Genomic DNA, 25,871 nt, shown 5'->3' on the forward strand with positions numbered 1-25,871 from the left:
TACAACAATGATTATTTACGGTGTGGCGCTGTTGGCGATTTGTACGCTGGCAGGGGTGATCATGGGTGACATGCTCGGTGTGTTGCTGGGTGTGAAATCGAACGTTGGCGGCGTCGGGATCGCGATGATCCTGCTGATTTGCGCACGGCTGTGGATGCACAGGCATGGCGGCATGACCAGGGATTGCGAGTTGGGCGTCGGCTTCTGGGGCGCCATGTACATTCCAGTGGTGGTCGCGATGGCGGCGCAACAAAACGTGGTCACGGCGCTGCACGGTGGTCCGGTGGCGGTGCTGGCGGCAATCGGTTCGGTGGTGGTTTGCGGTTGCACCATTGCCCTGATCAGCCGGACCCATAAAGGCGAACCCTTGCCCGATGAATCGGTGGAAGTGACACCGACCGGCGCACCGGCAGGAGGTCGCTGATATGTGGGAACTCTTTGAGAAAGGCCTGGCAACTAACAGTCTGGTCACCGCATTCGCTTTCGTTGGCATCATCATGTGGGTGTCGGTAATTCTCTCCAAACGCCTGACCTTCGGACGGATTCACGGCTCTGCCATTGCTATCGTCATCGGCCTGGTACTGGCCTGGGTCGGTGGCACGATGACCGGCGGGCAAAAAGGCCTGGCCGACTTGACGCTGTTTTCCGGCATCGGGTTGATGGGCGGCGCGATGCTGCGGGACTTCGCCATCGTCGCCACGGCATTCGAGGTGCAGGCCACCGAAGCGAAAAAGGCCGGTTTGATCGGCGTGATCGCGCTGCTGTTGGGCACGGTGCTGCCGTTTATCGTCGGCGCGTGCATGGCTTGGGTGTTCGGTTACCGCGACGCGGTGAGCATGACCACCATTGGCGCGGGAGCCGTGACTTATATCGTCGGCCCGGTGACTGGTGCGGCAATCGGTGCAACCTCGGATGTGATGGCGTTGTCGATTGCCACCGGCCTGATCAAAGCGATTCTGGTGATGGTCGGTACACCGATGGCGGCGCGCTGGATGGGCCTGGATAACCCGCGCTCGGCGATGGTGTTTGGCGGGCTGGCCGGCACTGTGAGCGGCGTGACGGCGGGGCTGGCGGCGACGGATCGGCGCCTGGTGCCTTATGGCGCGTTGACCGCGACTTTTCACACCGGGCTTGGGTGCTTGCTCGGGCCTTCGCTGTTGTTCTTCATTGTTCGTGGGATTGTGGGCTAGGTTCAGGGGCTGAGTTGTCGGGCCTGACGCTTTCGCGAGCAAGCCCGCTCCCACATTTGGAACGCGGTCGAATGTGGGAGCGGGCTTGCTCGCGAAGGGCGCGACCCGGTTTCAAGCCTGGCGATTGGCATACATCCGACACTCCGCCAGCAACGCCAGCAGGTTCGGATCACGCTCCTTGGCCTTGAGGAACACCACGCCAATGTGTTGCTGCAAGCGGTACTTTTCCTGCAACGGGATCAGCTTCACCCGGTTCTCGTACACCGCCGCAATCCGCCCCGGCAGCAACGCATAACCCACACCTGAACTGACCATGCTCAGCAGGGTGAAGATGTCGTTGACCTGCATCGCCACCTTCGGCTCGAACCCCGCCTGCTCGAAAACCCGCTTGCCGTCCTGATGGGTGGCGAAGCCCTGGGTCAGGGTGATGAAGGTTTCGTCGCGGACCTCGGCCAGGTCGACTTCGGTTCGCTGGGCAAACTTCGAGTCGGCGGGTGTGGCGAGGAAAATGTCGTCGGAAAACAGTGGGATCTGTTCGCAATCCGGGTCATTGACGGTGTCGTCCAGCGACACCAGGATCGCATCGACTTCCATGTTCTTGAGCTTGTAGAGCAGGTCGATATTGGAGCCCAGAATCAGGTCGATGTTGAGCTCGCTGCGGCGGATCTTCAAACCCATGATCAGCTGTGGCACGGTCTTCACCGTCAGGGAATACAGTGAGCCCAGTTTGAAACGTTCGGCCGAAAACCCGGCGGCTTCGCGGGTCAGGCGCACACTTTCGACGACGTCCTGAATCAGCTTCTGCGCCCGCTCTTCCAGCACATAAGCGCTTTCCAGCGGCGTCAGGCTGCGGCCTTCGTGCTTGAACAACGGGCAGCGCAGGGCGCTTTCCAGGGAATGGATCGCCCGATGCACGCTGACGTTGCTAGTCTGCAACTCGGCGGCCGCCCGCGCCAGGTTGCCGGTGCGCATGAAGGCCAGGAACACCTCGAGTTTTTTCAGGGTCAACTCTTCATCGATCAGCATGGGGCGGACTCTTTTTGGAATGACTCGATTGTGCCCAATTACACCGGGTGCGTCGTACAGAAACATTGCGCTTTTACACTTGAAGCCTGAGCCTTGCGCTCTGCAGCAATGAAATTCGAGGTGAGCAACGCATGTATCACGGGGAAAAACTGAACGCCTGGACGCATTTGGTCGGGGCAGTGGCGGCGTTTGTCGGAGGGGTGTGGCTGATTGTGCTGGCCAGTCTCGACGGCAGTCCGTGGAAGATTGTCAGCATGGCGATCTACGCCTTTACCTTGCTGGTGCTTTACAGCGCTTCGACCGTGTACCACAGCGTGCGCGGGCGCAAGAAAGAGATTATGCAGAAGGTCGATCACTTCTCGATCTACCTGTTGATCGCCGGCAGCTACACGCCGTTCTGCCTGGTGACCCTGCGCGGGCCATGGGGCTGGACGTTGTTCGGGATTGTCTGGGGTCTGGCGCTGATCGGCATCCTGCAAGAGATCAAGCCGCGTTCCGAAGCGCGGATTCTGTCGATCGTGATCTACGCGGTGATGGGCTGGATCGTACTGGTGGCGGTCAAGCCGTTGCTCGCGGCGCTGGGCACCGCCGGGTTTGCCTGGCTGGCCTCAGGCGGCGTGCTGTACACCGTGGGGATCATCTTTTTCGCCCTCGACCATCGGTTGCGACATGCCCACGGGATCTGGCACCTGTTCGTGATCGCCGGGAGCCTGCTGCACTTTGTGGCGATCCTGTTCTACGTCCTGTAAATCACCACAGTCCTCTGTGGGAGCGGGCTTGCTCGCGATGACGGCGTGTCAGTCGCTCGAAATGTTGATTGATCCACCGCCATCGCGGGCAAGCCCGCTCCCACAGGTTGTTCATCAGGCTTCAGGGTTGCGCAGGACTCAGGTTCTCCAATTGCTCCCGGGCGCGGCGGCTGAAGATCTGCAACAGGTCATTGAGCGTGTGCGGCAGTGGTTCGCTGGCGCGAGTCACGGCGTACAGGGTGATCGGCAGTGGCGGGGCCAGCGGGCGGATGGTCGTGGTGCCCGGTGATGCGCCGAGGGCGGTGAACGGGTCGATCACCGCCAGGCCGGCACCGGATTCCACCATGGCCCGGGCCAGTGAATAGGTCTGTACGGCGATGCGTATCCGGGGCGGCGGCTCGACGGCTTCCAGATAACTGTCGAGCCGCGCGGCCAACGGATCGGCGCTGGACAGCCCGATCAGCGGCGCATTCGCCAGGGCCATCAACGGCAGTGGCTGGCCGGCGTCGGCCGCCGGCCAGAAACCGTCGGGCGCCAGCGCCACCAGCACCCCCGAGGCCAGCGCCTGGGCCTTGAGCCCTGGGTGATCCGGGCATTGCAGGGTCAGGGCGACATCCACTTCGCGCATTAACAGGTTCTGCACCAGTTCGCGACTGTGGGCGCTGGAGAGTTCGCAGACGATGTCCGGGTAACGCCCGGTCCATTCGTGAATGGCCGGCGGCAGTAATGACAGGGCCAGCGCCGGGGTGGCACCGATGCGCAAACTGTGGCCGGGCTCGCGGCGCAGGCTCTGCGCCAGGCGTCGCACGCCTTGCAGGCTTTCGCTGACCTTGTCCACTTCGCGCTCCAGCTCCAGCGCTTCTGGCGTCGCCTGCAATTTGCCGCGTACTCGCAGGAACAGCGCAAAGCCCAATTGTTGCTCGGCGTGCTGCAACACCTTGCTCACCGCCGGCTGCGAGACGTGCAGCAATTGCGCGGCAGCGCTGATCGAGCCGGTTTGGCGGATGGCCTGGAAAATCTCGATGTGACGAAGGCGCATGGCAAGTCCATAACCTTTGTTTATGGGTTTGCCATCTTTATGCATTGTTCAACGCCTGTCACCTGGCTCTAACCTTGGCCTCGTCTTCACAACGCTTTTAAGGACGGACATGGCTCAGCGTGTGTGCATCATCGGAGGCGGCGTGATTGGCCTGGCAACGGCCTATGCGCTGGTGCGCGACGGCCTGGAGGTGACGGTGGTCGAGGCCCGGAACTCGCTGGGCAGCGAAACCAGTTTCGCCAACGGCGGTCAGTTGTCCTATCGCTATGTCGCGCCCCTGGCCGACGCCGGTGTGCCTTTGCAGGCCATCGGCTGGATGCTGCGCGGCGATTCACCGCTGAAGCTGCGTCCGCGCTTCGACCCGGCCCAGTGGCGCTGGATGGCGTCGTTCCTCGGCGCCTGCCGGCGTTCGGTCAACCGTGAGAACGCCGCGCACTTGCTGCGTTTGGCGCTGTTCAGCCAGGACACCTTGAAGTCCTGGCGCGAGGACGATGGACTGGCAGGATTCCAGTGGCGGCGCAATGGCAAACTGGTGACTTTCCGCCAGAACAGCAGCTTCGAGCGTGCGTGCCAGGGTTTGGCCGATCCGCAGCAACAGCAGGTGTTGTCGCCGGCCGAATGCGCACAACTGGAACCGGCGCTGATCGATGCGCCCTTTGTCGGGGCGATCTACACCCCGGACGAAGAGGTCGGCGATTGCCACGGTTTCTGCCAGCAATTGGCCGCCCGGCTGCAAGCGTCCGGCCGTTGCGAGTTTCGTCTCGGGCAAGCGGTGACTGGCATTCGTCACAGTAACGGCAGCGTCAACGCCATCGAACTGGGCGAGCAAGTAGTGCCGGTCGATCAACTGGTGATCGCCGCCGGCCACCGCAGTCCGCTGTTGGCGCTGCCCGGACTGCAACTGCCGCTTTATCCGCTCAAGGGCTACAGCCTGACCGTGCCGATCGGCGCCGGTCACCGGGCACCCGACGTAAGCATCACCGACTACGACCGCAAGATCGTCTATGCGCGCTTCGGCGAGCAATTACGGGTGGCGGCGATGGTCGACATTGTCGGCTTCGACCCTGCCTTGGACCCCAAGCGCCTGGCGCTGATCAAGCGCCAGGCCCATGACACCTTTCCAAATGCCGGCGCCTATGGCGAAGCCGTCGAATGGGCCGGCATGCGCCCGGCCACCCCCAACGGCGTGCCGTTGCTGGGCGCGACGGCGTACCGCAACCTGTGGCTCAACCTCGGCCACGGCGCACTGGGTTTCACCCTGGCATGCGGCAGCGGGCGTTTGCTCAGTGAGCTGATCGGCGAGCGCCGGCCTTCCATCGACCTGCAGGGTTTCAACCACCGGGCTGCCTGAATTCTTATTTCTGAGGAGGACACTGCAATGACCATTACCCGACTGCACAGCAACTCGCGCCTGTCTGGCGCCGTGACCTTTGGCGACCTGGTGTTTCTCTCCGGGCAGGTGCCGGGCGATGCTCTGGATGCCAGCGGCCAGACCCGCGAAGTACTGGCGAAAATCGAGACCTTGCTGGCCGAGGCGGGCAGCGACAAGGATCATCTGCTCAGCGCGACCATTTACCTGAAGAACATCACCGAGGATTTCGCCGCGATGAACGAGGTCTGGTCGGCCTGGCTATCGCCGGGACAGGCACCGAGCCGCACCACTGTGCAGGCTGAACTGGCCCGCCCGCAGGTGCTGGTGGAAATCACCGTCATCGCTGCACGCGTCTGATAAACCAACACCCACAACGGAGAATAACAATGCAAAAAGTCACGTTGCTCGCTTGTACGCTTGGCCTGTTGCTCGGCAGTCAGGTTCAGGCCAATGAAGCGCCGCTGACCGGCACCCTGAGCAAGATCGCCAGCGCCAACAGCATCACCCTGGGTTATCGCGATGCTTCAGTGCCGTTCTCCTACGTGGGTGATCACAGCGGCACGCCGATGGGTTACTCGGTGGATCTGGCGGGCAAGATCGTCGAGCGCATCCAGCAGCAACTGGCGCTGCCGGACTTGAAGGTGAAGTACAACCTGGTGACCTCGCAGACCCGCATTCCACTGGTGCAGAATGGCACCGTTGACCTGGAATGCGGCTCCACCGGCGTGACCGCCGAACGGCAGAAACAGGTGGCGTTCTCCTACGGCTTTATCTACGTCAAAGGCCAGTTGCTGACCGCGAAGGACAGCGGGATCAAGAGCTTCGCCGACCTGCGCGGCAAGAACGTGGTGACCACCGCCGGCACCACCAACGAGCGCTTCTTGAAAAGCTACAACGTCGATCACAAGATCGACATGTTTGTGATCAGTGCCAAAGACCACGGCGAAGCTTTCCAGATGCTGCAATCGGGCCGGGCGGCGGCATTCTACATGGACGATGCGCTGCTCTACGGCGAGCGCGCGAAGGCCCATGACCCACACAAGTGGGTGGTGGTCGGGGAGGAGCAATCACGGGAGATCTACAGCTGCATGGTGCGCAAGGATGATCCGCAGTTCCTGGCGCTGGTCAACGGCGCATTGGCGGATCTGTACAGTTCGGGCGAGATCAATGGCATCTACAAACGCTGGTTCGAGCAGCCGATCCCACCGAAGGGTTTGAACCTTGAATTCCCGATGACCAGCGAACTCAAGGCGATCATTGCCAAGCCGGTGAGCGATCCGGTGCAGTAGCAGCCAGATCGGCCTCTAGGCCGTGTCGCGGCCATTCGCGAGCAAGCCCGCTCCCACAGAATGCGTTCCAATGTGGGAGCGGGCTTGCTCGCGAAGGCGGCTTAGAAATCACCCCATAGTTGCTGGGCCACAGCCAGTGCAACAACCGGCGCCGTCTCGGTACGCAACACCCGCGGACCCAGCCGTGCTGCATGGAATCCGGTCGACTTGGCCTGATCGACTTCGGCATCGGACAAACCACCCTCCGGACCGATCAGGAATGCCAGACTTGAAGGTTTGGCGTGGCTCACCAGCGGCTCGGCCACCGGGTGCAGGACCAGCTTCAGCCCGGCTTGCGTCTGCTTCAACCAGTCAGCCAGCAACAGTGGCGGATGAATCACCGGTACCCGTGAACGGCCGCACTGCTCGCACGCGCTGATCGCCACCTGGCGCCAGTGCAGCAGGCGTTTGTCGGCACGCTCGTCCTTGAGCCGGACTTCGCAGCGTTCGGTGAAGATCGGGGTGATTTCGTTGACGCCCAATTCCGTGGCTTTCTGAATCGCCCAGTCCATGCGCTCGCCTCGGGACAGGCCCTGGCCGAGATGGATTTGCAGCGGCGATTCGATTTGCCCGGCGAAGCTTTCATCGATCTGCACCACGACGCGCTTTTTACCGACCTCGACCAGCCTGGCGCGAAACTCCTGGCCCGAGCCGTCGAACAACTGCAACGCATCGCCTTCGGCCATGCGCAGCACACGGCTGATGTAATGGGCCTGGGCTTCGGGCAATTCGTGCTCGCCGGTGCTCAAGGGGGCGTCGATGAAGAAGCGGGACAGTCTCATGCTGGGTCTCTGTAATTCGTGTGTAGGTCTTATGGGCGCCTTCGCGGGCAAGCCCGCTCCCACAGGGTAATGCGGTCAACTGTGGGAGCGGGCTTGCTCGCGAAGGCGTCAGCCCTGACACCACAACAGTGCAGATAAAAACAATCAGCCCGGATCACGGAACCCCGGATGGAAGTCTTTCGGCACCGCCACGCTGACACTGTCACGGGTGGCGATGTCGATCCCTTCGCTTGCCACCTCGGCAAGGAAATCGATTTGCTCCGGGGTGATCACATACGGCGGCAGGAAATACACCACACTGCCCAATGGACGAAGCAAGGCTCCGCGCTCCAGGGCGTGCTGGAACACCTTCAGGCCACGGCGCTCCTGCCATGGGTAGGCTTCTTTGGTGGCCTTGTCCTTGACCATCTCGATGGCCAGTACCATGCCGGTCTGACGCACCTCGGAGACATTCGGGTGATCGACCAGGTGCGCAGTGGAGGAAGCCATGCGTTGCGCCAGGGCTTTGTTGTTCTCGATGACGTTGTCTTCTTCGAAAATATCCAGCGTCGCCAGGGCCGCCGCACACGCCAGCGGGTTGCCGGTGTAGCTGTGGGAGTGCAGGAAGGCGCGCAGGGTTGGATAGTCGTCGTAGAACGCGCTGTAGACCTCGTCGGTGGTCATGCACGCCGCCAGCGGCAGATAGCCGCCGGTCAGGGCCTTGGACAGGCACAGGAAGTCCGGGCGGATACCGGCCTGTTCGCAGGCGAACATCGTCCCGGTGCGGCCGAAGCCGACGGCGATTTCGTCGTGGATCAGGTGCACGCCGTAGCGGTCGCAGGCCTCACGCAGCAGCTTGAGGTACACCGGGTGATACATGCGCATGCCACCGGCGCCCTGGATCAACGGCTCGACGATCACCGCTGCGACCGTGTCGTAGTTTTCGGCCAGGGTCTGTTCCATGGCCGCGAACATGTTGCGCGAATGCTCCTCCCAGCTCATGCCCTCGGGACGCAGGTAGCAGTCCGGGCTCGGCACCTTGATGGTGTCCATCAGCAGCGCTTTGTAGGTCTCGGTGAACAGCGGCACGTCGCCCACCGACATCGCCGCCATGGTTTCGCCGTGGTAGCTGTTGGTCAGGGTGACGAAGCGTTTCTTGTTCGGCTGACCGCGATTGAGCCAGTAGTGAAAGCTCATTTTCAGCGCGACTTCGATGCAGGATGAGCCGTTGTCGGCGTAGAAGCACCGGGTCAGGCCTTCCGGCGTCATCTTCACCAGGCGTTCGGACAGTTCGATCACCGGTTGATGGCTGAAGCCGGCAAGGATCACATGTTCGAGCTGATCGACCTGGTCCTTGATGCGCTGGTTGATCCGTGGGTTGGCGTGCCCGAACACATTGACCCACCAGGAACTGACCGCATCGAGGTAGCGTTTGCCCTCGAAGTCTTCCAGCCACACGCCTTCACCGCGCTTGATCGGGATCAGCGGCAGTTGTTCGTGATCTTTCATCTGGGTGCAGGGATGCCACAACACGGCGAGATCGCGTTGCATCCACTGATTATTCAGGCCCATTTTCACTCTCCTGGAGGCGGTCCGTGAGACGCGCGGACAAACAATCGCGCAAGCCTATGCAATGCGTGCCACGGGAACAACCCATTGTGTCGAATGAGCTGCTTTGTCCAGGCCGATAGACGTTGCTGGCGGGCGTCTGAAGGCTAACGTATCCTTCGCGGCTCTTGGGCCGTCTGGCTCGCAAAAACTGCTGTTTTCCTCGTGTAATTCCGGAGTTCGCTGAATGTCTGTCGGTTGGCTGCGCGCCTGTGCGCTGGTGATGTTGGGGCTGTTCAGCGTGTCTGCGCTGGCCAAGGATAAAACCGCGATCGTGGTCGGCGGCGGCCTGTCGGGCCTGACTGCCGCGTACGAGCTGCAGAACAAGGGCTGGCAGGTCACCCTGCTGGAAGCCAAGTCGAGCCTGGGCGGTCGTTCCGGCATGGCCACCAGCGAGTGGATCGGCAATGACAAGACCCAACCGGTGCTGAACAAGTACGTTTCGAACTTGAAGCTGAGCACCACGCCGGCACCTGAATTCGTGCGCACCCCTGGCTACCTGATCGACGGCGTGTATTACAGCGCTGCCGATCTTGCCACCAAGGAGCCGGCCACTGCCGAAGCGCTCAAGCGTTACGAGAAAACCCTCGACGACCTGGCGCGTTCGATCGATGACCCGCAGAACCCGGCCGCCAACAACACCTTGCACGCGCTGGATCAGGTCAACGTGTCGAGCTGGCTCGACAAGCAGAACCTGCCGGCCACCGCGCGCCAGCTGATCAACCAGGAGATCCGTACCCGCTACGACGAGCCTTCGCGCTTGTCGCTGCTGTATTACGCGCAGCAGAGCCGCGTTTACCGTGGCGTTTCCGATCGTGACCTGCGTGCTTCGCGTCTGGTCGGTGGCAGCCCGGTGCTGGCGCAGGCCTTCGTCAAACAACTGAAGACCATCAAGACCAGCTCTCCGGTCTCGGCGATCATTCAGGACAAGGACGGCGTGACCGTCAAAGTCGACAGCGTCAGCTATCAGGCTGACTACGTGGTGCTGGCCGTACCCTTGCGCGCCCTGAACAAGATTCAGATGACCCCGGCTTTGGACGCCCAGCACCTGGCGGCGATCAAAGGCACCAACTACGGCTGGCGTGACCAGATCATGCTGAAGTTCAAGACGCCGGTGTGGGAAAGCAAGGCGCGCATGTCCGGCGAGGTCTACAGCAACACCGGCCTGGGCATGTTGTGGATCGAGCCTGCCCTGAAGGGCGGTGCCAACGTGGTGATCAACCTGTCCGGCGACAACGCGCGGGTGATGCAGGCGTTCGGCGACAAGCAGATGGTCGATCAGGTGTTGATCCGCCTGCACACGTTCTATCCACAGGCACGCGGTTCGTTCACCGGTTATGAAATCCGTCGTTACAGCACCGACCCGTCCACTGGCGGTGCCTACCTGGCCTTCGGTCCGGGCCAGATCAGCAAATTCTGGCGCCTGTGGGAACGTCCGGTCCAGCGTGTAACCTTCGCCGGCGAACACACTGACACCCTGTACCCGGGCACCCTGGAAGGTGCATTGCGTACCGGTCAGCGTGCAGCCAGCCAGGTTGAAGACCTGGCGGCCGGCAAGTCGTTTGAACCGGCGAAAGTGCTTCCGGCAGCTGCCGCAGCGGCGGGTGCTGGCGCGGTGGTGGCGAAGAAGGGCAACTTCTTCAGCAACCTGTTCGGCGGCTCGGATGACGAGAAGAAGCCGGAACCGGTCAAGGCACCTGAGCCTGTTGCACCGCCTGCTCCGGCGCCAGCCCCAGCCCCGGCCGCCGCGCCGGCACCGGTGGAAGCACCGAAGCCTGCGACACCGGTAAAAGCCGAGTCAGCCAAGAAGGCTCCGGCCAAAGCCCCGGCGAAACCGGCAGCCAAGACCGAAGCGAAAAAAGCCCCGGCCAAGACACCGGCCAGGAAAGCCGAGCCGGTGAAGAAACCAGCGGCTAAACCTGCGGCGACTCCGGCAACGGATGCCAAGGCGTAGTAACGTTCAGGCGTAAAAAAGCGCGACCCCAGGGCCGCGCTTTTTTTTTGCCATCGAACATGAAACATCCGGTTTTTACTGCGCGGTCCTACATGCTGCGGCGATGCATCAGAAGCTTCCCACAAAAGATTCGGAACTAAATGATAGCTGGGCCCTGATCTTTAACTTTATGTTCTTCAGATGACGGGAGAATATATGAAATCACTAGCAGTAATAATCATGTTGATAGTACTTTCTGGCTGTGTAAGTAGCGAATGGTTTCCTAAGGGATACGGCCATGAGCTGGCCTATAAATGCCAGATAAATCCGTACGATCCTGATTGTTTACAACCACCTCCGGTTTTCAAAAGTTCTTAAGGGTGTAAATGGTTTGCATGGTTAAAGAGGGCCTAATGAGAATTTCAAAGTTTTTATTTCCTTATCTTCAAATAAAATCTTGACCGGATTTGGTTTTGGAATGCGGCCAGGGACGAATCCAAAGCGAGCCCAGCACAGACTGCCCGTCCGCCCATCGTAAATGACTAGATTTCCGTCATCTTGCATGACCATACAAGCGTTGTACCAAAGCGATTTATCAATACTGTGCGTGCTTTCAGCAATCCATAAGCGCCTTCTGGACGGTTCATAGAGAAAGCTACTATTACTGATTGCAAACATCAGAGGCTCCCGCATTCTTTTGGGGTATGTAGTTCGGCTATAAGGCTAATTGCTATCTACAACCCAGACTACAGTCTTCATCATTTTTAATGACCAGATTTCCATCAGCTTGCAATACCAATCTAAAGTGTCCGTTCGCGGACATAAGGTACTGCCCCGGTGACATCCTTTGATTGGGAGGCAGCAACGGCGAGCCGCTTGCTTGAAAGGGGGGTGTAAGTAACAGCCATATTTTTACCTTAGTCAATGAGTTGTTGAGCCCTCATTCAATCAGGTTAAAAAACGGAAGTGGCTATACATATTTATATCTTTGCTAAAAAACCTACATCACAGGTTCGCGTGAAACAGAAAAGGCGACGGCCGCCATCAAGGGTTCCGGTTCGGTGAAGGTTGCGCCGTCACTCATTGTAGGAGCGAGCTTGCTCGCGATGGTCGTTAACGATGATGCAGACCCACTGGGTACCTGCGGTGTTCTTGAGCCCATCGCGAGCAAGCTCGCTCCCACAAAATCCTTAACCGATCAGCATTCGGCTCAAGAGCCGCGTTTTTTTGCCTGGAGAAAAACCGGGACCAGAAATCGAATAAAGCTTTTGATATAGGTGTTCTCTGGTTTGTATTCACTTTTTCTCACAATTTCGACTTTAATCTTTCCTTAACCTGCCTATTTCAGACTCTTGATCGTATTTCTCGATATTTCAAAGCGAAATTTTCGGCTTTAATTCGATGGATAACTCGATAGTCTTGGGCCAGCACTTACAGGGATCTAGGCAATGCAGCTACGTAACTCTACCTCCCGCTACGGCTGGGTCAGTATCTTCATGCACTGGGGCGTGGCACTGGCCGTATTCGGTTTATTCGCCCTCGGGCTGTGGATGGTCGGCCTCGGCTATTACGACCCATGGCGCAAGACCGGGCCGGATCTGCACAAGAGCATTGGTTTGATCTTGCTGGGCGTCATGGTGCTGCGGGTGTTGTGGCGTTTCATCAGCCCACCGCCACCCACTTTGCCCAGCTACAGCCGCATGACGCGTCTGGGCGCCAAGTTCGGCCATGCCTTTTTGTATCTCTGTCTGTTCGCTGTGATGATTGCCGGTTACCTGATTTCCACCGCAGAAGGTGCCGGGATTCCGGTGTTTGACTGGTTTGAAGTGCCTGCCCTGATTTCCGGACTACCGGACCAGGCAGATAACGCCGGTGCGATTCACCTCTACCTGGCGTGGGTGCTGGTAATTTTTTCCGTACTCCATGCGTTGGCAGCATTGAAGCACCACTTTATCGACCGTGATGTGACCCTCAAGCGAATGCTGGGTCGCAAAGCCTGAAGTTCAACCTCGACTCCCTAGGAAAACAAAGCATGTTGAAAAAGACTCTCGCCGCCCTGGCAATCGGTTCGGCCCTGCTGTCCGCTAATGTGATGGCTGCGGACTACGTTGTAGACACAACAGGCCAGCACGCCTTCGTCAACTTCAAGATCAGCCACCTGGGCTACAGCTACATCACCGGTACCTTCAAGACCATGGACGGCAAGTTCAGCTTCGACGCCGCCAAGCCTGAAGACAGCAAGATCGAGTTCAACGTGAACCCCGCCAGCGTCTTCACCAACAACGCCGAACGTGACAAGCACGTCTCCAGCAAAGACTTCCTGAAAGTGGCTGATTTCCCCAAGGCCACGTTCGTGTCCACCAGCGTTAAAGCCACCGGTAAAAACGCTGCTGGCAAAGACACGGCCGACGTGGCCGGCGACCTGACGATTGCTGGCGTAACCAAGCCAGTCGTGATCAAGGCCACTTTCCTGGGTGAAGGCAAGGATCCATGGGGCGGCTACCGTGCAGGCTTCGAGGGCACTACCAGCATCAAGCGTTCCGATTTCGGCAAGATGATGGACCTGGGTCCACAGTCTGACGCCGTCGATCTGTACGTCAGTTTTGAAGGTATCAAAGCGAAGTAACTATCGCCTCGACACAGAAACGCCCCCTATCGAAAGGTCCGGGGCGTTTTTTATTGCCGAACACAAACCCATTGTGGGAGCGGGCTTGCTCGCGAATACGGTGGGTCAGTTACCGCAGATGCTGAATGTACTACCGCTTTCGCGAGCAAGCCCGCTCCCACAGGGTTTTGTATCGTTCATAAAAAATGCCCCGGACCTTTCGGTTCGGGGCATTTTTTATTGCGGCGATAACTCAGCGATTGCGGGTCAGCAACGCTGGTTTCTCACCACGCGGGCGGCTTGGCAGTTGATCCAGTTGCTCAGGTGTCGGGAAGCGGTCAGCCTTCGACTCCTTGTGCATGATCTTCGGTGCTGGGCCACGCGGGTTTTGCACGGCCGGTTCCGAACGAGGTTGATCGTCACGGGCCGGGCGGCGATTGCGCGAGTCTTCGCGGCGGGCCTGGCCGTCGCGCGGTGCGCCACTGCGTGGGCCGTTGCGCTTGGCCGGTGGGGTGCCGGTGGTGGCGCCGTCGCTGTTGCGCGGACCGTTCTGGCGACCTTGTGGTTTGCCGGAACGGGGAGCGCCCGAACCTGCCGCGGTGCCTTGTGCCGGAGCACCCGGACGGCGACCACGGCCTTGAGCCGGCTTCTGCTGCGGCACGTAGTCGACGCGGTTACCGAAGTTATCGATATCGTCGTCCAGGAACTCGTCCGGGGCACGATCAGCGGCTGCGCGTGGTGGCTGGCTCGGCTGACGCTGTTCGCGGGCCGGGGTACCTTCGCGAGGTTTTTGCTGACGGGCCGGGCGCTCACCGCGCTCACCCGCCGGTTTTTCCTTGCCCTTGTCTTTGCCTTTGTCCTTGCGACCGCCACCGCTGCCGTTCGGACCGTCGCCGCGCGGGCCACGTGGATTGCGCGGGTTACGCATGTCCGGACGCTCGCGCACTTCAGGTTTCTCGGCTTCCACGGCACTCGCATCGAAGCCCATCAGGTCGCCGTCGGCGATTTTCTGTTTGGTCATGCGTTCGATGCTTTTCAGCAGTTTTTCTTCGTCCGGGGCTACCAGCGAAATCGCCTCGCCCGAACGACCGGCACGGCCGGTACGACCGATACGGTGCACGTAATCTTCATCGACGTTTGGCAGTTCGAAGTTGACCACGTGGGGCAACTGGTCGATGTCCAGGCCGCGAGCGGCGATGTCGGTGGCGACCAGGATGCGCACAGTACCGGCCTTGAAATCGGCCAGGGCTTTGGTGCGGGCGTTCTGGCTCTTGTTGCCGTGGATGGCGACGGCGCTCAGGCCGTGTTTGTCCAGGTACTCGGCCAGACGGTTGGCGCCGTGCTTGGTGCGGGTGAACACCAGCACCTGTTCCCACGCGCCGGCGGTGATCAGGTGCGCCAGCAGGGAGCGCTTGTGGCTGGCGGCCAGGCGGAACACGCGCTGTTCGATACGCTCGACCGTGGTGTTCGGCGGCGTGACTTCGATGCGTTCCGGGTTGTGCAGCAGCTTGCCGGCGAGGTCGGTGATGTCTTTGGAGAAGGTCGCCGAGAACAGCAGGTTCTGCCGTTTGGCCGGCAGACGCGCCAGGACTTTCTTCACGTCATGGACGAAGCCCATGTCGAGCATGCGGTCGGCTTCGTCCAGCACGAGGATTTCCACGTGGGACAGGTCGACGCTGCCTTGGCCGGCGAGGTCGAGCAAGCGGCCAGGGCAGGCCACCAGCACGTCCACGCCACGGGACATGGCCTGAACCTGAGGGTTCATGCCGACACCGCCGAAGATGCAGGCGCTGACGAACTTCAGGTCGCGGGCATAGACCTTGAAGCTTTCATGCACTTGCGCGGCGAGTTCGCGGGTCGGGGTCAGGACCAGCACGCGCGGCTGGCGCGGACCGTGACGCTGGGATTTGTCCGGGTGACCGTTAGGGAACAACCGCTCCAGGATCGGAAGGGCGAAACCGCCGGTTTTACCAGTACCTGTCTGTGCCGCGACCATCAGGTCGCGACCTTGCAACACGGCGGGAATGGCCCGCTGTTGCACCGGAGTAGGCTCGGTATAGCCCGCCGCCTCGATGGCGCGGACTAAAGCCTCGGAGAGACCGAGGGAAGCAAAGGACATGAGAAATCCTGTTTTAGTTAGGGCTTGGCCCAATGGGAGTCTTGCCTGGCGCGAATGGCGTTTAAGGAGACGCTATCCCGTCCGGTCCTGCTGGGTCTCGAAGGCTCGTCTGCAAGCGCTCGCGCGGGCTGAAAGCTGCGCAGTAGCGGGGTCGAGATGCCTTTAACGATTCCGAGCGTCCGGGCGTGAGCCTGGCGGGAAGGCCGGAGTATAACAGAGCAATCACTGCGCGCTGCTTTCATGCTGCTCAACGGTTTTTTCCGAGGTCGCCGCGGTCTTTTCAGCCTTCACGCTGGCGGCCGGTTCCGCGCCGTAGCGGGCACTCAGTTCAGCGTAGGCGGGCTCGCGCTTGAAACGCTTGAGTTCGGCACCGAAACGCTGCACCAGCAGATCCATGCCTGCATTGCGCCGTACCGCGAGAAACTGGCTTTGCTGGCTGATGATCGTGGGGTTTTCGGTGATTTTGTCGCGGATTCCCAGTTCGTCGAGCAAATGCTGGCCGACCCGGCGGTCGGTAATCAGCAGGTCAATCCGCCCGCGTACCAGTTTGCCGAAGTTGGCTTCATGGGTGGGGGCCGGCTCGCGGGTGAACAGCGTAGAGTCGCTGAAGTCCTTGCTGTACAGATAACCCGGCGAGGTGCCGATAGTCAGGCCGCGCAATTGATCAAGAGTGCGAAACGGATGGGGCCGGGCATTGGCGTAGAACATCACGAACTGGACTTCAGACAGGGGTTCGCTGGGGTAGAGCAGGGTCGCATCACGCTCGTCGCTGTGAAAGATGTCCAGCGCGCCATCGGCCTGACCCGATTCAAGCATCGACAGGCAGCGTTTCCAGGGCAGGAACTGCCATTCCACGTCGATGCCCAGGCGATTGAAGACAATCGCGGTGGTTTCGTAGTCCAGGCCCAGTGATTTGCCGTTGTCTTCGTATACGTAAGGCGCCCACGGTTCCGTGACAATGCGCAGCTTCTCGCCCCGGGCGGCGAAGCTCAGGCAAGTGAAGACAAGCACGGCGATTAACTGCGTGATCAAAGGCATGGCTTGAGATTACGACGAGAAACCGGAAAGAGCCAGAAACTGACCGCAGATGCTCTAACTCCGTGGGTTGCCGCACATTAATAGTGCGTTGAAAGCAAAAGATCGCAGCCTGCGGCAGCTCCTACAGGGAATACACATTTCTCTGTAGGAGCTGCCGCAGGCTGCGATCTTTTGTTCTTGCTTTAACGACTTTTAACGCGGCAGCTTCAGGTTTTTCCACACCGCCAGGCTCGCTTCAGCCTGGTTCAGCGTGTAGAAGTGCAGCCCTGGAGCGCCGCCCTGCAGCAGTTGTTCGCACATCTCGGTGATGACCTGTTCGCCAAAGCGCTGAATGCTCTGGGTGTCGTCGCCGTAGGCTTCCAGTTGCTTGCGGATCCAGCGCGGGATTTCCGCACCGCAGGCATCGGAGAAACGCGCCAGCTTGCTGTAGTTGGTGATCGGCATGATGCCCGGCACGATCGGGATGTTCACACCCAATGCCCGCACACGCTCCACGAAGTAGAAGTAGCAGTCGGCATTGAAGAAGTACTGGGTGATCGCGCTGTCGGCGCCAGCGTTGGCTTTACGTACGAAATTGGCGACATCGTCTTCGAAGTTGCGTGCTTGCGGATGCATTTCCGGGTAGGCGGCAACTTCGATGTGGAAATGATCGCCGGTTTCTTCACGAATGAATTCAACCAGGTCATTGGCGTGGCGCATTTCACCACTGGCCATGCCCATGCCCGAAGGCAGGTCACCGCGCAGGGCAACGATACGCTTGATGCCGGCGGCCTTGTACTGGGCCAGCAGGCCGCGCAGGTCAGCTTTGCTATCACCCACGCAGGACAGGTGCGGGGCGGCAGGGATTTTGACTTCGCTTTCGAGCTGCAACACGGTGTTCAGCGTGCGATCACGGGTCGAGCCGCCGGCGCCGTAGGTGCAGGAGAAGAAATCGGGGTTGTAGCTGGCCAGCTGGCGAGCAGTGGCGAGCAGCTTTTCTTGCCCAGCATCGGTCTTCGTAGGGAAGAACTCGAAGCTGTAGCGACGATCTTGGGACATGGGAATACCCTTGAAAACGCGTAAGCCTGTGAGGCTTGCACATCCCATGTGGGAGCGGGCTTGCTCGCGAAAGCGGTGGGTCAGTCGACATTAATGTTGAATGATAAACCGCTTTCGCGAGCAAGCCCGCTCCCACAGGGAGAGCAGGCAGCAGAACCGATCAGTAGCGGTAAGCGTGCGGCTTGAACGGACCTTCGACGGTCACGCCGATGTAGTCGGCCTGGGTCTTGGTCAGTTGAGTCACAACGCCGCCGAAGCCACGGACCATTTCCAGGGCCACTTCTTCGTCGAGTTTCTTCGGCAGCACTTCAACGGTCAGGCGCTCGGCTTTCTGGGCTGGCGACAGGTCGGCGTACTTCTGGCCGAACAGGAAGATCTGCGCCAGAACCTGGTTGGCGAACGAACCGTCCATGATGCGGCTTGGGTGGCCGGTTGCGTTGCCCAGGTTAACCAGACGGCCTTCGGCCAGCAGGATCAGGTAGTCGTCGTTATGCGGGTCGAAATCACCAGCGCCGGTACGGTGGATCTTGTGCACCTGCGGCTTCACTTCTTCCCATGCCCAGTTCTTGCGCATGAAAGCGGTGTCGATTTCGTTGTCGAAGTGGCCGATGTTGCAGACAACAGCACGCTTCTTCAGGGCTTTGAGCATGTTCGAGTCGCAAACATTGACGTTGCCGGTGGTGGTCACGATCAGGTCGATCTTGCCCAGCAGGGCCTTGTCGATGCTGGCTTCAGTACCGTTGTTGATACCGTCGATGAACGGCGAAACCACTTCGAAACCGTCCATGCAGGCTTGCATGGCGCAGATCGGGTCGACTTCGGAAACCTTGACGATCATGCCTTCCTGACGCAGGGACTGAGCGGAACCCTTGCCCACGTCGCCGTAGCCGATGACCAGCGCCTGCTTGCCGGACAGCAGGTGGTCGGTGCCGCGCTTGATCGCATCGTTCAGGCTGTGACGGCAGCCGTACTTGTTGTCGTTCTTGCTCTTGGTTACCGAGTCGTTGACGTTGATGGCCGGGATTTTCAGCTCGCCCTTGGCCAGCATGTCCAGCAGACGATGAACGCCGGTGGTGGTTTCTTCGGTCACGCCGTGGACGCGGTCCAGAACCTGTGGGTACTTCTTGTGCAGCAGCTCGGTCAGGTCGCCGCCGTCATCGAGGATCATGTTGGCGTCCCATGGCTGGCCATCCTTGAGGATGGTTTGCTCCAGGCACCACTCGTACTCTTGTTCGGTCTCGCCTTTCCAGGCGAAAACCGGGATGCCGGCAGCAGCGATGGACGCGGCGGCCTGATCCTGAGTCGAGAAAATGTTGCAGGACGACCAGCGCACTTCGGCACCCAGGGCAACCAGGGTTTCGATCAGCACGGCAGTCTGAATGGTCATGTGGATGCAGCCGAGGATCTTCGCGCCCTTGAGCGGTTGCTCAACGGAATACTTGCGGCGCAGACCCATCAGGGCCGGCATTTCGGATTCGGCGATGATGGTTTCGCGACGGCCCCAGGCAGCCAGGGACATGTCGGCGACTTTGTAATCGGTAAAATCTGCAGGCGTGATAACAGCGCTCATGAAGAGCCTCCATTCGTAATGTATGCGAATGGGCGCCGTTGTGCGTTTAGTGTCTGGCTTAAGGCCAGACAACGCCCCATCCGAGCCTGACAGGTCTAGCCTGCTGCAGCGCCCCTCGGACAGGTGGCGGGAAAACGGTATCAAGTGATGATGACCGTTTTGAAACGGTGGCGATTATAGCGGGCTATGCTGATCTTCCAAAGCGTTTCTGTCAGTCAATGTCCGAACGGTAATCGAGACCATAGTCGAAGCTTTATAGAGCTCTAGTCCGGGCTCTGCCATGATGCCGGGCGTCAATCGGCAAGAAGGTCAGGAGTGAATATGAATTTCCACACCCGCAAATGGGTAAAACCCGAAGACCTCAACCCCAACGGCACTTTGTTCGGCGGCAGTCTGTTGCGCTGGATCGACGAAGAGGCGGCGATCTACGCCATCGTCCAGTTGGGCAACCAGCGTGTGGTGACCAAGTACATTTCCGAAATCAACTTCGTCAGCGCCTCGCGCCAGGGCGACATCATCGAACTGGGCATCACGGCGACCGAGTTCGGCCGCACCTCGATCACCCTGACCTGCGAAGTGCGCAACAAGATCACCCGCAAGAGCATCCTCACGGTCGAGAAAATGGTCTTCGTGAACCTCGGTGAAGACGGCTTGCCGGCGCCCCACGGGCGGACCGAGATCAAGTACGTCAAGGACCAGTTCAAGGACGATGACGCCGTTCAGTAAGATCGGCGTCGCTTTCTTCGCGAGCAAGCCCGCTCCCACATTTGAAACGTATTCCAATGTGGGAGCGGGCTTGCTCGCGAAAGCGGTTCTGTATTCGCCGAAGATTTGTCTGGGCACTGAACAGCCGTGAACCCCGCGTGTCGTAGCTAAATAGCCCGCCACCGGTTGCGCATCCCATGAACTCGGCACAAGACGGCAAGACCCCGAACCTTTCGGCGCAAGAAGAGCACGAAGTCGAAAAGAGCCAGCCGCCCCGTGCCGCGGTGTTGCATGAAATCATCCGCACCCAGGGCGATCAGGAATTGGAGCGCAGCATTGCCGCGTTGTGGTGGTCGGCGCTGGCGGCGGGGTTGACCATGGGCCTGTCGCTGATGGCCATGGGATTGCTCAATTCGCGTCTGCCGGACGGTGAAGGGTTCAAGGTGATCGCGAGTTTCGGTTATTGCGCCGGTTTTCTCGCGGTGATCCTGGCCCGTCAGCAACTGTTTACCGAAAACACCCTGACCGCTGTCCTGCCGGTGATGACCAAGCCGACGCTGGCCAATTTCGGCCGGCTGCTGCGGCTGTGGACGGTGGTGTTGATCGGCAACCTTTGTGGCACTTTGCTGGTGGCGTACGTGATGCTGGAACTGCCGATCTTCGACAGCAAGACCGATGTCGCTTTCCTCGATATCGGCCGCAAGGTCATGGAAAACCATGCCAGTCAGATGTTCGCCAAGGGCATCGTCTCCGGCTGGATGATCGCCACCATGGTCTGGATGATTCCGTCCATGGAGAGCGCCAAGATGTGGATCATCATTCTCATCACCTACCTCATGGCGCTGGGGGATTTCACTCACATCGTGGTCGGTTCGGCCGAGGTGTCGTATCTGGTGTTCGCGGGTGAATTGCCGTGGAAGGATTTCTGGCTGGTGTTTGCCGGGCCGACGCTGGCGGGGAACATCATCGGTGGCAGTTTTATTTTCGCGCTGATCAGCCATGCACAGATTCGCAGCGAAAGCGGGCCACCGAAGAAATCGGTGGATCAGGGCGGCGCGCCCGCCCCGCAATTGATCAAAAAACCATCAAGGTGATGCTCAGCCCACCACACCAAGCGCAGCCGCACCCCGACGTTGGCGATAGATGAAGAACAACGCAGTCAGCACGGTCAGCCCGCTGACCAATGCGCCAGTCCAGGGTAAATCCGCCAGGTCCGCGCCACTGGCCACCACCAGGCCGCCAATCCATGCGCCGGCGGCGTTGCCGAGGTTGAAGGCGCTCTGGTTCAAGGTCGAACCCAGGTTCGGTGCTTCATGAGCCTGATCGATGATCAGCAACTGCAGGATCGGGCACAGTGCAAAGGCGAAAGTCCCCCACAGCACGAGCGTGATCGCAGCCGGGATCACCGAGTGACTGGTTTGCGTGAACGCCGCCAGCACCACCAGTACCGCAAGTGCCATACCCACCAGCGAAGGCAGCAGCCGGCTGTCCGCCAGACGACCACCGAGCATGCTGCCGGCGGTCAAGCCAACGCCGAACAACAGCAACATGAGGGTGACGCCGTGAGGGCTGACGCCGGTGATGTCCTGCAGGATCGGCGCAATGTAGGTGAACACACTGAACAGGCTGGTCGAGGCCAGCACACTCATGCCCAGGGCCAGCAATACGCTGGCCTTGCCCAGCACCTTGAACTCGCTGGCCAGGTTGGCTTTATCCATCGCGATGTGTTTTGGCAGCCAGATCCATTGCGTAATCGCAGCCAAAACACCGATCACCGATACCGCCCAGAACGTCGAGCGCCAACCCGCGTATTGCCCGAGTGCGGTACCCAATGGCACGCCGAGTACATTGGCCAGGGTCAGGCCGGTGAACATCATGGCAATTGCCTGGGCCCGTTTGTTGGGGGCGACCAGCCCGGCAGCCACTACCGAACCGATGCCGAAAAATGCGCCGTGGCACAGTGCCGTGATCACTCGCGCGGCCATCAGCGTTACGTAATTCGGCGCCAGTGCGCAGAGCATGTTGCCGAGGATGAACATCAGTGTCATGCCCAGCAGGGTGGCTTTACGCGGCATGTTGGCGGTGCCGACGGCGAGGATCGGCGCGCCGAACACTACGCCCAGGGCATAGCCGGTGATCAGCAATCCGGCATCGGGAATGCTCACGCCGAGGTCGCGGGCGACGTCGGGCAACAGACCCATGATGACGAATTCGGTGGTGCCGATGCCGAAGGCGGCAACAGCGAGGGCAAGCAAGGCGAGTGGCATGCGCAAGGTCTCTGTCGGTAGTCTTGACGCTGTGATCAGGCATACGCAGGCCGACGACCATTCTCGACGAGAGTGGGCCGGGCAGAATTTTTATTGGAATTAGTCTGTGCGCAACTGAGTGCGGCGTGGTCGCTTGCAGTATAAACAGCCACTGAAATATGGCGAATCAATTCTCTGCGCGGATTCCGTAGGAGCGTGGAGATAACAAAAGGAGTAGGCCGTGCTTGCGACGGCGTTGGTGTTGGTGGCGGCGCTGTTGCATGCGGCGTGGAATACCCTGATCAAGTTCAGTGCGGAGCGGCTGTTGGTGGTGGCCTGCATGGACAGCGTGGCGCTGCTCTTTGTCGCGCTGATGTTGCCGTTCCTGAGCGTGCCGCCGCTGGAGATCTGGCCGTGGATCCTGGCGTCGGCGGCGTTCGAGTTGCTCTATCGCTATTTGCTGATCCAGGCCTATCGGGTTGGCGACCTCGGGTTGGTCTACCCATTGATGCGCGGCCTGTCACCGTTGGTGGTGCTGGCGCTGACGCTGATCTTTGCCGGGGAAGTGCTGACCCCTCAACAGATTTTCGGCATCCTGCTGATCCCGTTCGGCATGTTGTGCCTGCTCTGGCAGGGCGGTGGCGGTACGCGCCTGCCGTGGTCGATGTTGCCGGTGGTGGCGTTGATCGGCCTGTGCATCGGTTGCTACACCTACATCGACGGGCAGGCATTGCGGCGCTGGTCTCATCCACTGGATTACCTGGTCTGGGTCACTCTGCTTAGCGCCTGGCCGTTTCCGCTGTTGGCGTTGGTGCGCAAGCGCCCCGCGTTTATGTTGTTCTGGCGCGAGCAGTGGCGGCTTGGCCTGGCGGTCGGGTTCTGCGTGTTATTCAGCTACGCTCTGGTGCTGTGGGCGATGCAACTGGGTTCGATTGCCGAAGCGGCGGCATTGCGCGAGATCAGTGTGATTCTGGTGGTGCTGTTTGGCATGCGTTACCTCAAGGAGCCTTTCGGTCGGCCTCGGCTCCTGGCCTGCGGGCTGGTACTGATCGGCATACTGGTGATGAAGTTTTGATCGCTCCGATGAAATTCGATTTTCTATGAACTTGAACAAAGGACGGCGTTATGACGGTGGCTCTGTGGTGCATTTTGATCGCGATTCTCCTGCCGTATGTATGTACGTGGGTCGCCAAGATCAGTGGCGGGTTCAGGCTGAAAGACAATCATGACCCTCGGGATTTTCTCGACTCTCTGGAAGGCTTGGGCAGACGGGCGCACGCGGCGCAGTTGAACAGTTTTGAAGTGATTCCGGCGTTTGCCGCGGCGGTGATCGTGGCGCACCTGGTCGGCAATGCCGAACTGGTGACGATCAATGTGCTGTCGGTGTTGTTCATTACCAGCCGCCTGCTCTACATCATTTGTTATCTGGCGGACTGGGCGACGCTGCGGTCGCTTGTGTGGTTCGTGGGGATAGGGTTGATCGTGAGCTTCTTTGTTGTGTCGGCCTGAAAGATCTTCAGGGTTTTTTCGGGCCTCTTCGCGAGCAAGCCCGCTCCCACATTTTGATTTTCAGTGAACACAAAATCTGTGTTCGACGGTGATCCAGTGTGGGAGCGGGCTTGCTCGCGAAAGCGGTCAGTCAGGCGATGCGGGACTCAAGGATTGGCTTTGACCGCATCCGCCACCTGCGGCACTTGCGGCAATGCAGCACCTTTGGGCCAGAGCATCCAGATCTGCCCCTGCTGTTTCATGTCCCCGGCCAATTGCCCGGCCGCATCGCCGGTACCCCAGAACAGATCCGCCCGAACCTCGCCGGCAATTGCGCCGCCGGTGTCTTGCGCAGCCACTGGGCGAACCAGGGCTGTGCCGTCCGGTTTGGTGGTGGACAGCCACAACAGGCTGCCCAGCGGAATCACCTTGCGATCCACCGCCGCGCTGTAACCGGCGGTCAACGGTACGTTCAACGAGCCGCGCGGACCTTCGTTGCTGTCCGGGTTGCGGGTGAAGAACACATAGCTGGGGTTGCTGCCGAGCAGTTCGGGAATCCGCGACGGATTGGCCTTGGCCCAGGTGCTGATGGCACCCATGGTCACGTCTTCCTTTTTCAACTCACCTTGCTCAACCAGCCAGCGGCCGATCGGTCGATACGGATGGCCATTCTGATCGGCATAAGCAATGCGCAATTGACGACCATTGTCGAGCTGGATGCGACCCGAGCCCTGGATCTGCAGGAACTGCAGGTTCATCGGATCGGTCAGCCAGGCCACGACCGGCGCCTTGACCCCTTTGTTTTCGATGGTTGCCGCATCGTCGTAGGGCTTGAGCACGCGACCTTCGAGCCGGCCGCGCAGGCGCTTGCCCTTGAGCTCCGGGTAAATGCTGTCGAGGGCGACGATGATCATGTCCTCGGGGACGCCATACACCGGGACATTGGCAGCGCTGGTCTGGTTCAGGCTCCCGGGATAGACCGGTTCGTAGTAGCCGGTGATCAGTCCGTTGGGGTTGTCGTTGGCGGCGCGCAGGCCATAGACATCGAGGTTCTGCTTGAGAAAACCACGGATGTCGCCGGCGGTTTGCGGCACCGTGGCGGCGGCTGCGCAGGTGCCACCCCAGACCGGGTCGGCCTTGAGTCGGGTGCAGGCGCTGCGCCATGAACCGAAACCGGCGACGAGGTCGCTGTCGGATACCGCCGGCAAAGCTTCCCACGTGGCACTGGAGTAGGTAGCCAGGGCGTGGGTTTTCGGTTGTTGGTTGTCGCCACCGGTGCAGCCTGCGAGCAGGGCCACCATCGGCAGGGTCCAGGCCAGGCTGTGGCGCCATGCCTTGAAACGGCTGTTCATGGAGTGATTCCTTTGCCGGTTGCCCGTGCGCTCCATGCGCTCAGGCAACCCTTGTTGATAATAGGGCTATTGGTCTTTGCCGATGACGCGAGGATACTGGCCGCCGTTTCCGTGACCTGAAGCCACCATGACTCTTAAAAGACTTTCTGTTGTATTGCTGGCCTGTCTGACGTTGTCCGCTTGTGGCGGCATCGACCCCAACTCGCCGCTTGGCCAGCGCAAGGCCATTTTCAAGCAGATGCTCAAGACCGGCGAAGACCTGGGTGGCATGTTGCGTGGGCGCATTGCGTTCGATGGCCCGAAGTTCGCCGAGGGCGCGGTGAAACTCGATGTGCTGTCCCGTGAGCCGTGGCAACATTTCCCGCAAGTGCGCGAGGACGATCACACCAGCGCCAAGAGCGATGTCTGGGAGCAACAGGCACGCTTTCAGACAATGGCCCGTGACCTTGAGAGCGCCACCGGTGAATTGGTGATCGCCAGTCAGGTTCAACCCTACAAGGCCAGCAACCTGGGGCCGGCGGTGCAGAAAGTCGAAGATGCTTGCAGTGCGTGTCATAAGGCGTTTCGGGATCATTGATTGGTGTTGTTCGGTCTGACGTCTTCGCGAGCAAGCCCGCTCCCACATTGAATTTCGGCTGGCACAAATGTTGTGTTCACTGAAGAACCAGTGTGGGAGCGGGCTTGCTCGCGAAGGCTGCTTTAGT

25 protein-coding genes and 1 riboswitch are annotated in these 25,871 nt (G+C 60.0%); of the genes, 14 read left to right on the forward strand and 11 right to left on the reverse strand.

What is annotated here, in order from left to right:
* Positions 1 to 7 precede the first annotated feature (7 nt).
* Positions 8 to 424: a malonate transporter subunit MadL gene (gene madL, locus ABIA48_RS16635; protein ID WP_310056150.1), complete on the forward strand. Its 417-nt coding sequence runs from the start codon at positions 8 to 10 to the stop codon at positions 422 to 424.
* Position 425: 1 nt separating this feature from the next.
* Positions 426 to 1,190, forward strand: coding sequence for a malonate transporter subunit MadM (gene madM, locus ABIA48_RS16640; RefSeq protein ID WP_429490037.1), 765 nt, complete (start codon positions 426 to 428; stop codon positions 1,188 to 1,190).
* Between the two features lie 111 nt (positions 1,191 to 1,301).
* Here the strand turns inward: madM and ABIA48_RS16645 are convergent, their stop codons facing one another.
* Positions 1,302 to 2,216: a LysR family transcriptional regulator gene (locus tag ABIA48_RS16645; protein WP_007987761.1), complete on the reverse strand. Its 915-nt coding sequence runs from the start codon at positions 2,214 to 2,216 to the stop codon at positions 1,302 to 1,304.
* 131 nt (positions 2,217 to 2,347) lie between these two features.
* On the opposite strand from ABIA48_RS16645, the gene trhA reads away from it, so the two are divergent.
* On the forward strand, positions 2,348 to 2,965 hold the full coding sequence (gene trhA, locus ABIA48_RS16650; protein WP_007987759.1) for a PAQR family membrane homeostasis protein TrhA: 618 nt from the start codon (positions 2,348 to 2,350) through the stop codon (positions 2,963 to 2,965).
* A 121-nt stretch (positions 2,966 to 3,086) separates the two neighbouring features.
* Here trhA and ABIA48_RS16655 read toward each other — a convergent pair whose 3' ends face one another.
* Positions 3,087 to 4,004: a LysR family transcriptional regulator gene (locus tag ABIA48_RS16655; RefSeq protein WP_429490039.1), complete on the reverse strand. Its 918-nt coding sequence runs from the start codon at positions 4,002 to 4,004 to the stop codon at positions 3,087 to 3,089.
* A gap of 109 nt (positions 4,005 to 4,113) precedes the next feature.
* Here ABIA48_RS16655 and ABIA48_RS16660 point away from each other — a divergent pair, with 109 nt between their 5' ends.
* From ABIA48_RS16660 to ABIA48_RS16670, 3 genes are read left to right on the forward strand one after another with little or no spacing between them, the layout of a single operon-like run.
* A complete protein-coding gene (locus ABIA48_RS16660) occupies positions 4,114 to 5,355 on the forward strand; it encodes a D-amino acid dehydrogenase (protein ID WP_429490041.1) in 1,242 nt (413 codons plus the stop codon).
* 27 nt (positions 5,356 to 5,382) lie between these two features.
* Complete coding sequence (locus ABIA48_RS16665; RefSeq protein WP_007987754.1) at positions 5,383 to 5,733, forward strand: RidA family protein; 351 nt, start codon at positions 5,383 to 5,385, stop codon at positions 5,731 to 5,733.
* 29 nt (positions 5,734 to 5,762) lie between these two features.
* The gene (locus tag ABIA48_RS16670; RefSeq protein WP_429490044.1) at positions 5,763 to 6,665 is read left to right on the forward strand and encodes a transporter substrate-binding domain-containing protein; all 903 of its coding nucleotides are present in this window, start codon (positions 5,763 to 5,765) and stop codon (positions 6,663 to 6,665) included.
* 101 nt (positions 6,666 to 6,766) lie between these two features.
* Here the strand turns inward: ABIA48_RS16670 and ABIA48_RS16675 are convergent, their stop codons facing one another.
* Both ABIA48_RS16675 and ABIA48_RS16680 read right to left on the reverse strand, forming a co-directional pair.
* Positions 6,767 to 7,486 carry a 16S rRNA (uracil(1498)-N(3))-methyltransferase gene (locus tag ABIA48_RS16675; protein ID WP_429490046.1) on the reverse strand — a complete coding sequence of 240 codons (720 nt, stop codon included), beginning with the start codon at positions 7,484 to 7,486 and terminating at the stop codon, positions 6,767 to 6,769.
* Between the two features lie 144 nt (positions 7,487 to 7,630).
* Positions 7,631 to 9,037 (reverse strand): adenosylmethionine--8-amino-7-oxononanoate transaminase, encoded by a 1,407-nt coding sequence (locus tag ABIA48_RS16680; protein WP_429490048.1) that lies wholly within the window; start codon positions 9,035 to 9,037, stop codon positions 7,631 to 7,633.
* A gap of 223 nt (positions 9,038 to 9,260) precedes the next feature.
* Between ABIA48_RS16680 and ABIA48_RS16685 the strand changes: the two genes are divergently transcribed.
* Positions 9,261 to 11,027: a flavin monoamine oxidase family protein gene (locus tag ABIA48_RS16685; protein ID WP_429490050.1), complete on the forward strand. Its 1,767-nt coding sequence runs from the start codon at positions 9,261 to 9,263 to the stop codon at positions 11,025 to 11,027.
* Between the two features lie 378 nt (positions 11,028 to 11,405).
* Here the strand turns inward: ABIA48_RS16685 and ABIA48_RS16690 are convergent, their stop codons facing one another.
* The gene (locus ABIA48_RS16690) at positions 11,406 to 11,684 is read right to left on the reverse strand and encodes a hypothetical protein (protein WP_429490051.1); all 279 of its coding nucleotides are present in this window, start codon (positions 11,682 to 11,684) and stop codon (positions 11,406 to 11,408) included.
* Between the two features lie 770 nt (positions 11,685 to 12,454).
* On the opposite strand from ABIA48_RS16690, the gene ABIA48_RS16695 reads away from it, so the two are divergent.
* Positions 12,455 to 13,006, forward strand: a complete 552-nt coding sequence (locus ABIA48_RS16695) for a cytochrome b (protein ID WP_007981670.1) — start codon at positions 12,455 to 12,457, stop codon at positions 13,004 to 13,006.
* 32 nt (positions 13,007 to 13,038) lie between these two features.
* Positions 13,039 to 13,632: a YceI family protein gene (locus ABIA48_RS16700; RefSeq protein ID WP_310056186.1), complete on the forward strand. Its 594-nt coding sequence runs from the start codon at positions 13,039 to 13,041 to the stop codon at positions 13,630 to 13,632.
* A 232-nt stretch (positions 13,633 to 13,864) separates the two neighbouring features.
* On the opposite strand, the gene ABIA48_RS16705 is transcribed toward ABIA48_RS16700, so the two are convergent.
* The 4 genes from ABIA48_RS16705 to ahcY form a co-directional block, all read right to left on the reverse strand.
* Positions 13,865 to 15,730 carry a DEAD/DEAH box helicase gene (locus ABIA48_RS16705; protein WP_429490054.1) on the reverse strand — a complete coding sequence of 622 codons (1,866 nt, stop codon included), beginning with the start codon at positions 15,728 to 15,730 and terminating at the stop codon, positions 13,865 to 13,867.
* Positions 15,731 to 15,952: 222 nt separating this feature from the next.
* Entirely contained in the window at positions 15,953 to 16,768 is an 816-nt protein-coding gene (locus tag ABIA48_RS16710; protein WP_429490056.1) for a substrate-binding periplasmic protein, read from the reverse strand.
* Between the two features lie 192 nt (positions 16,769 to 16,960).
* Positions 16,961 to 17,806 carry a methylenetetrahydrofolate reductase [NAD(P)H] gene (metF, locus tag ABIA48_RS16715; protein ID WP_007981661.1) on the reverse strand — a complete coding sequence of 282 codons (846 nt, stop codon included), beginning with the start codon at positions 17,804 to 17,806 and terminating at the stop codon, positions 16,961 to 16,963.
* 160 nt (positions 17,807 to 17,966) lie between these two features.
* The gene (gene ahcY / locus ABIA48_RS16720) at positions 17,967 to 19,376 is read right to left on the reverse strand and encodes an adenosylhomocysteinase (RefSeq protein ID WP_007981660.1); all 1,410 of its coding nucleotides are present in this window, start codon (positions 19,374 to 19,376) and stop codon (positions 17,967 to 17,969) included.
* Positions 19,377 to 19,399: 23 nt separating this feature from the next.
* Positions 19,400 to 19,499: riboswitch (S-adenosyl-L-homocysteine riboswitch) on the reverse strand.
* A gap of 198 nt (positions 19,500 to 19,697) precedes the next feature.
* Here ahcY and ABIA48_RS16725 point away from each other — a divergent pair.
* Together ABIA48_RS16725 and ABIA48_RS16730 are read left to right on the forward strand one after the other, a co-directional pair.
* Positions 19,698 to 20,102, forward strand: a complete 405-nt coding sequence (locus tag ABIA48_RS16725; RefSeq protein ID WP_007981658.1) for an acyl-CoA thioesterase — start codon at positions 19,698 to 19,700, stop codon at positions 20,100 to 20,102.
* A gap of 176 nt (positions 20,103 to 20,278) precedes the next feature.
* Complete coding sequence (locus ABIA48_RS16730; RefSeq protein WP_429490058.1) at positions 20,279 to 21,175, forward strand: formate/nitrite transporter family protein; 897 nt, start codon at positions 20,279 to 20,281, stop codon at positions 21,173 to 21,175.
* A 3-nt stretch (positions 21,176 to 21,178) separates the two neighbouring features.
* Here ABIA48_RS16730 and ABIA48_RS16735 read toward each other — a convergent pair whose 3' ends face one another.
* On the reverse strand, positions 21,179 to 22,348 hold the full coding sequence (locus tag ABIA48_RS16735; RefSeq protein WP_429490060.1) for an MFS transporter: 1,170 nt from the start codon (positions 22,346 to 22,348) through the stop codon (positions 21,179 to 21,181).
* 220 nt (positions 22,349 to 22,568) lie between these two features.
* Here ABIA48_RS16735 and ABIA48_RS16740 point away from each other — a divergent pair, with 220 nt between their 5' ends.
* Complete coding sequence (locus ABIA48_RS16740; RefSeq protein ID WP_429490062.1) at positions 22,569 to 23,402, forward strand: EamA family transporter; 834 nt, start codon at positions 22,569 to 22,571, stop codon at positions 23,400 to 23,402.
* 50 nt (positions 23,403 to 23,452) lie between these two features.
* Complete coding sequence (locus tag ABIA48_RS16745; RefSeq protein ID WP_429490064.1) at positions 23,453 to 23,836, forward strand: MAPEG family protein; 384 nt, start codon at positions 23,453 to 23,455, stop codon at positions 23,834 to 23,836.
* Positions 23,837 to 23,982: 146 nt separating this feature from the next.
* Here ABIA48_RS16745 and mltA read toward each other — a convergent pair whose 3' ends face one another.
* A complete protein-coding gene (gene mltA / locus ABIA48_RS16750; protein ID WP_429490066.1) occupies positions 23,983 to 25,167 on the reverse strand; it encodes a murein transglycosylase A in 1,185 nt (394 codons plus the stop codon).
* Positions 25,168 to 25,294: 127 nt separating this feature from the next.
* Here mltA and ABIA48_RS16755 point away from each other — a divergent pair, with 127 nt between their 5' ends.
* Positions 25,295 to 25,744, forward strand: a complete 450-nt coding sequence (locus ABIA48_RS16755; protein ID WP_007981644.1) for a c-type cytochrome — start codon at positions 25,295 to 25,297, stop codon at positions 25,742 to 25,744.
* The last annotated feature ends 127 nt before the right edge of the window (positions 25,745 to 25,871 follow it).

This window comes from Pseudomonas sp. S30_BP2TU TE3576, from assembly GCF_050436025.1.
Lineage (GTDB): Bacteria > Pseudomonadota > Gammaproteobacteria > Pseudomonadales > Pseudomonadaceae > Aquipseudomonas.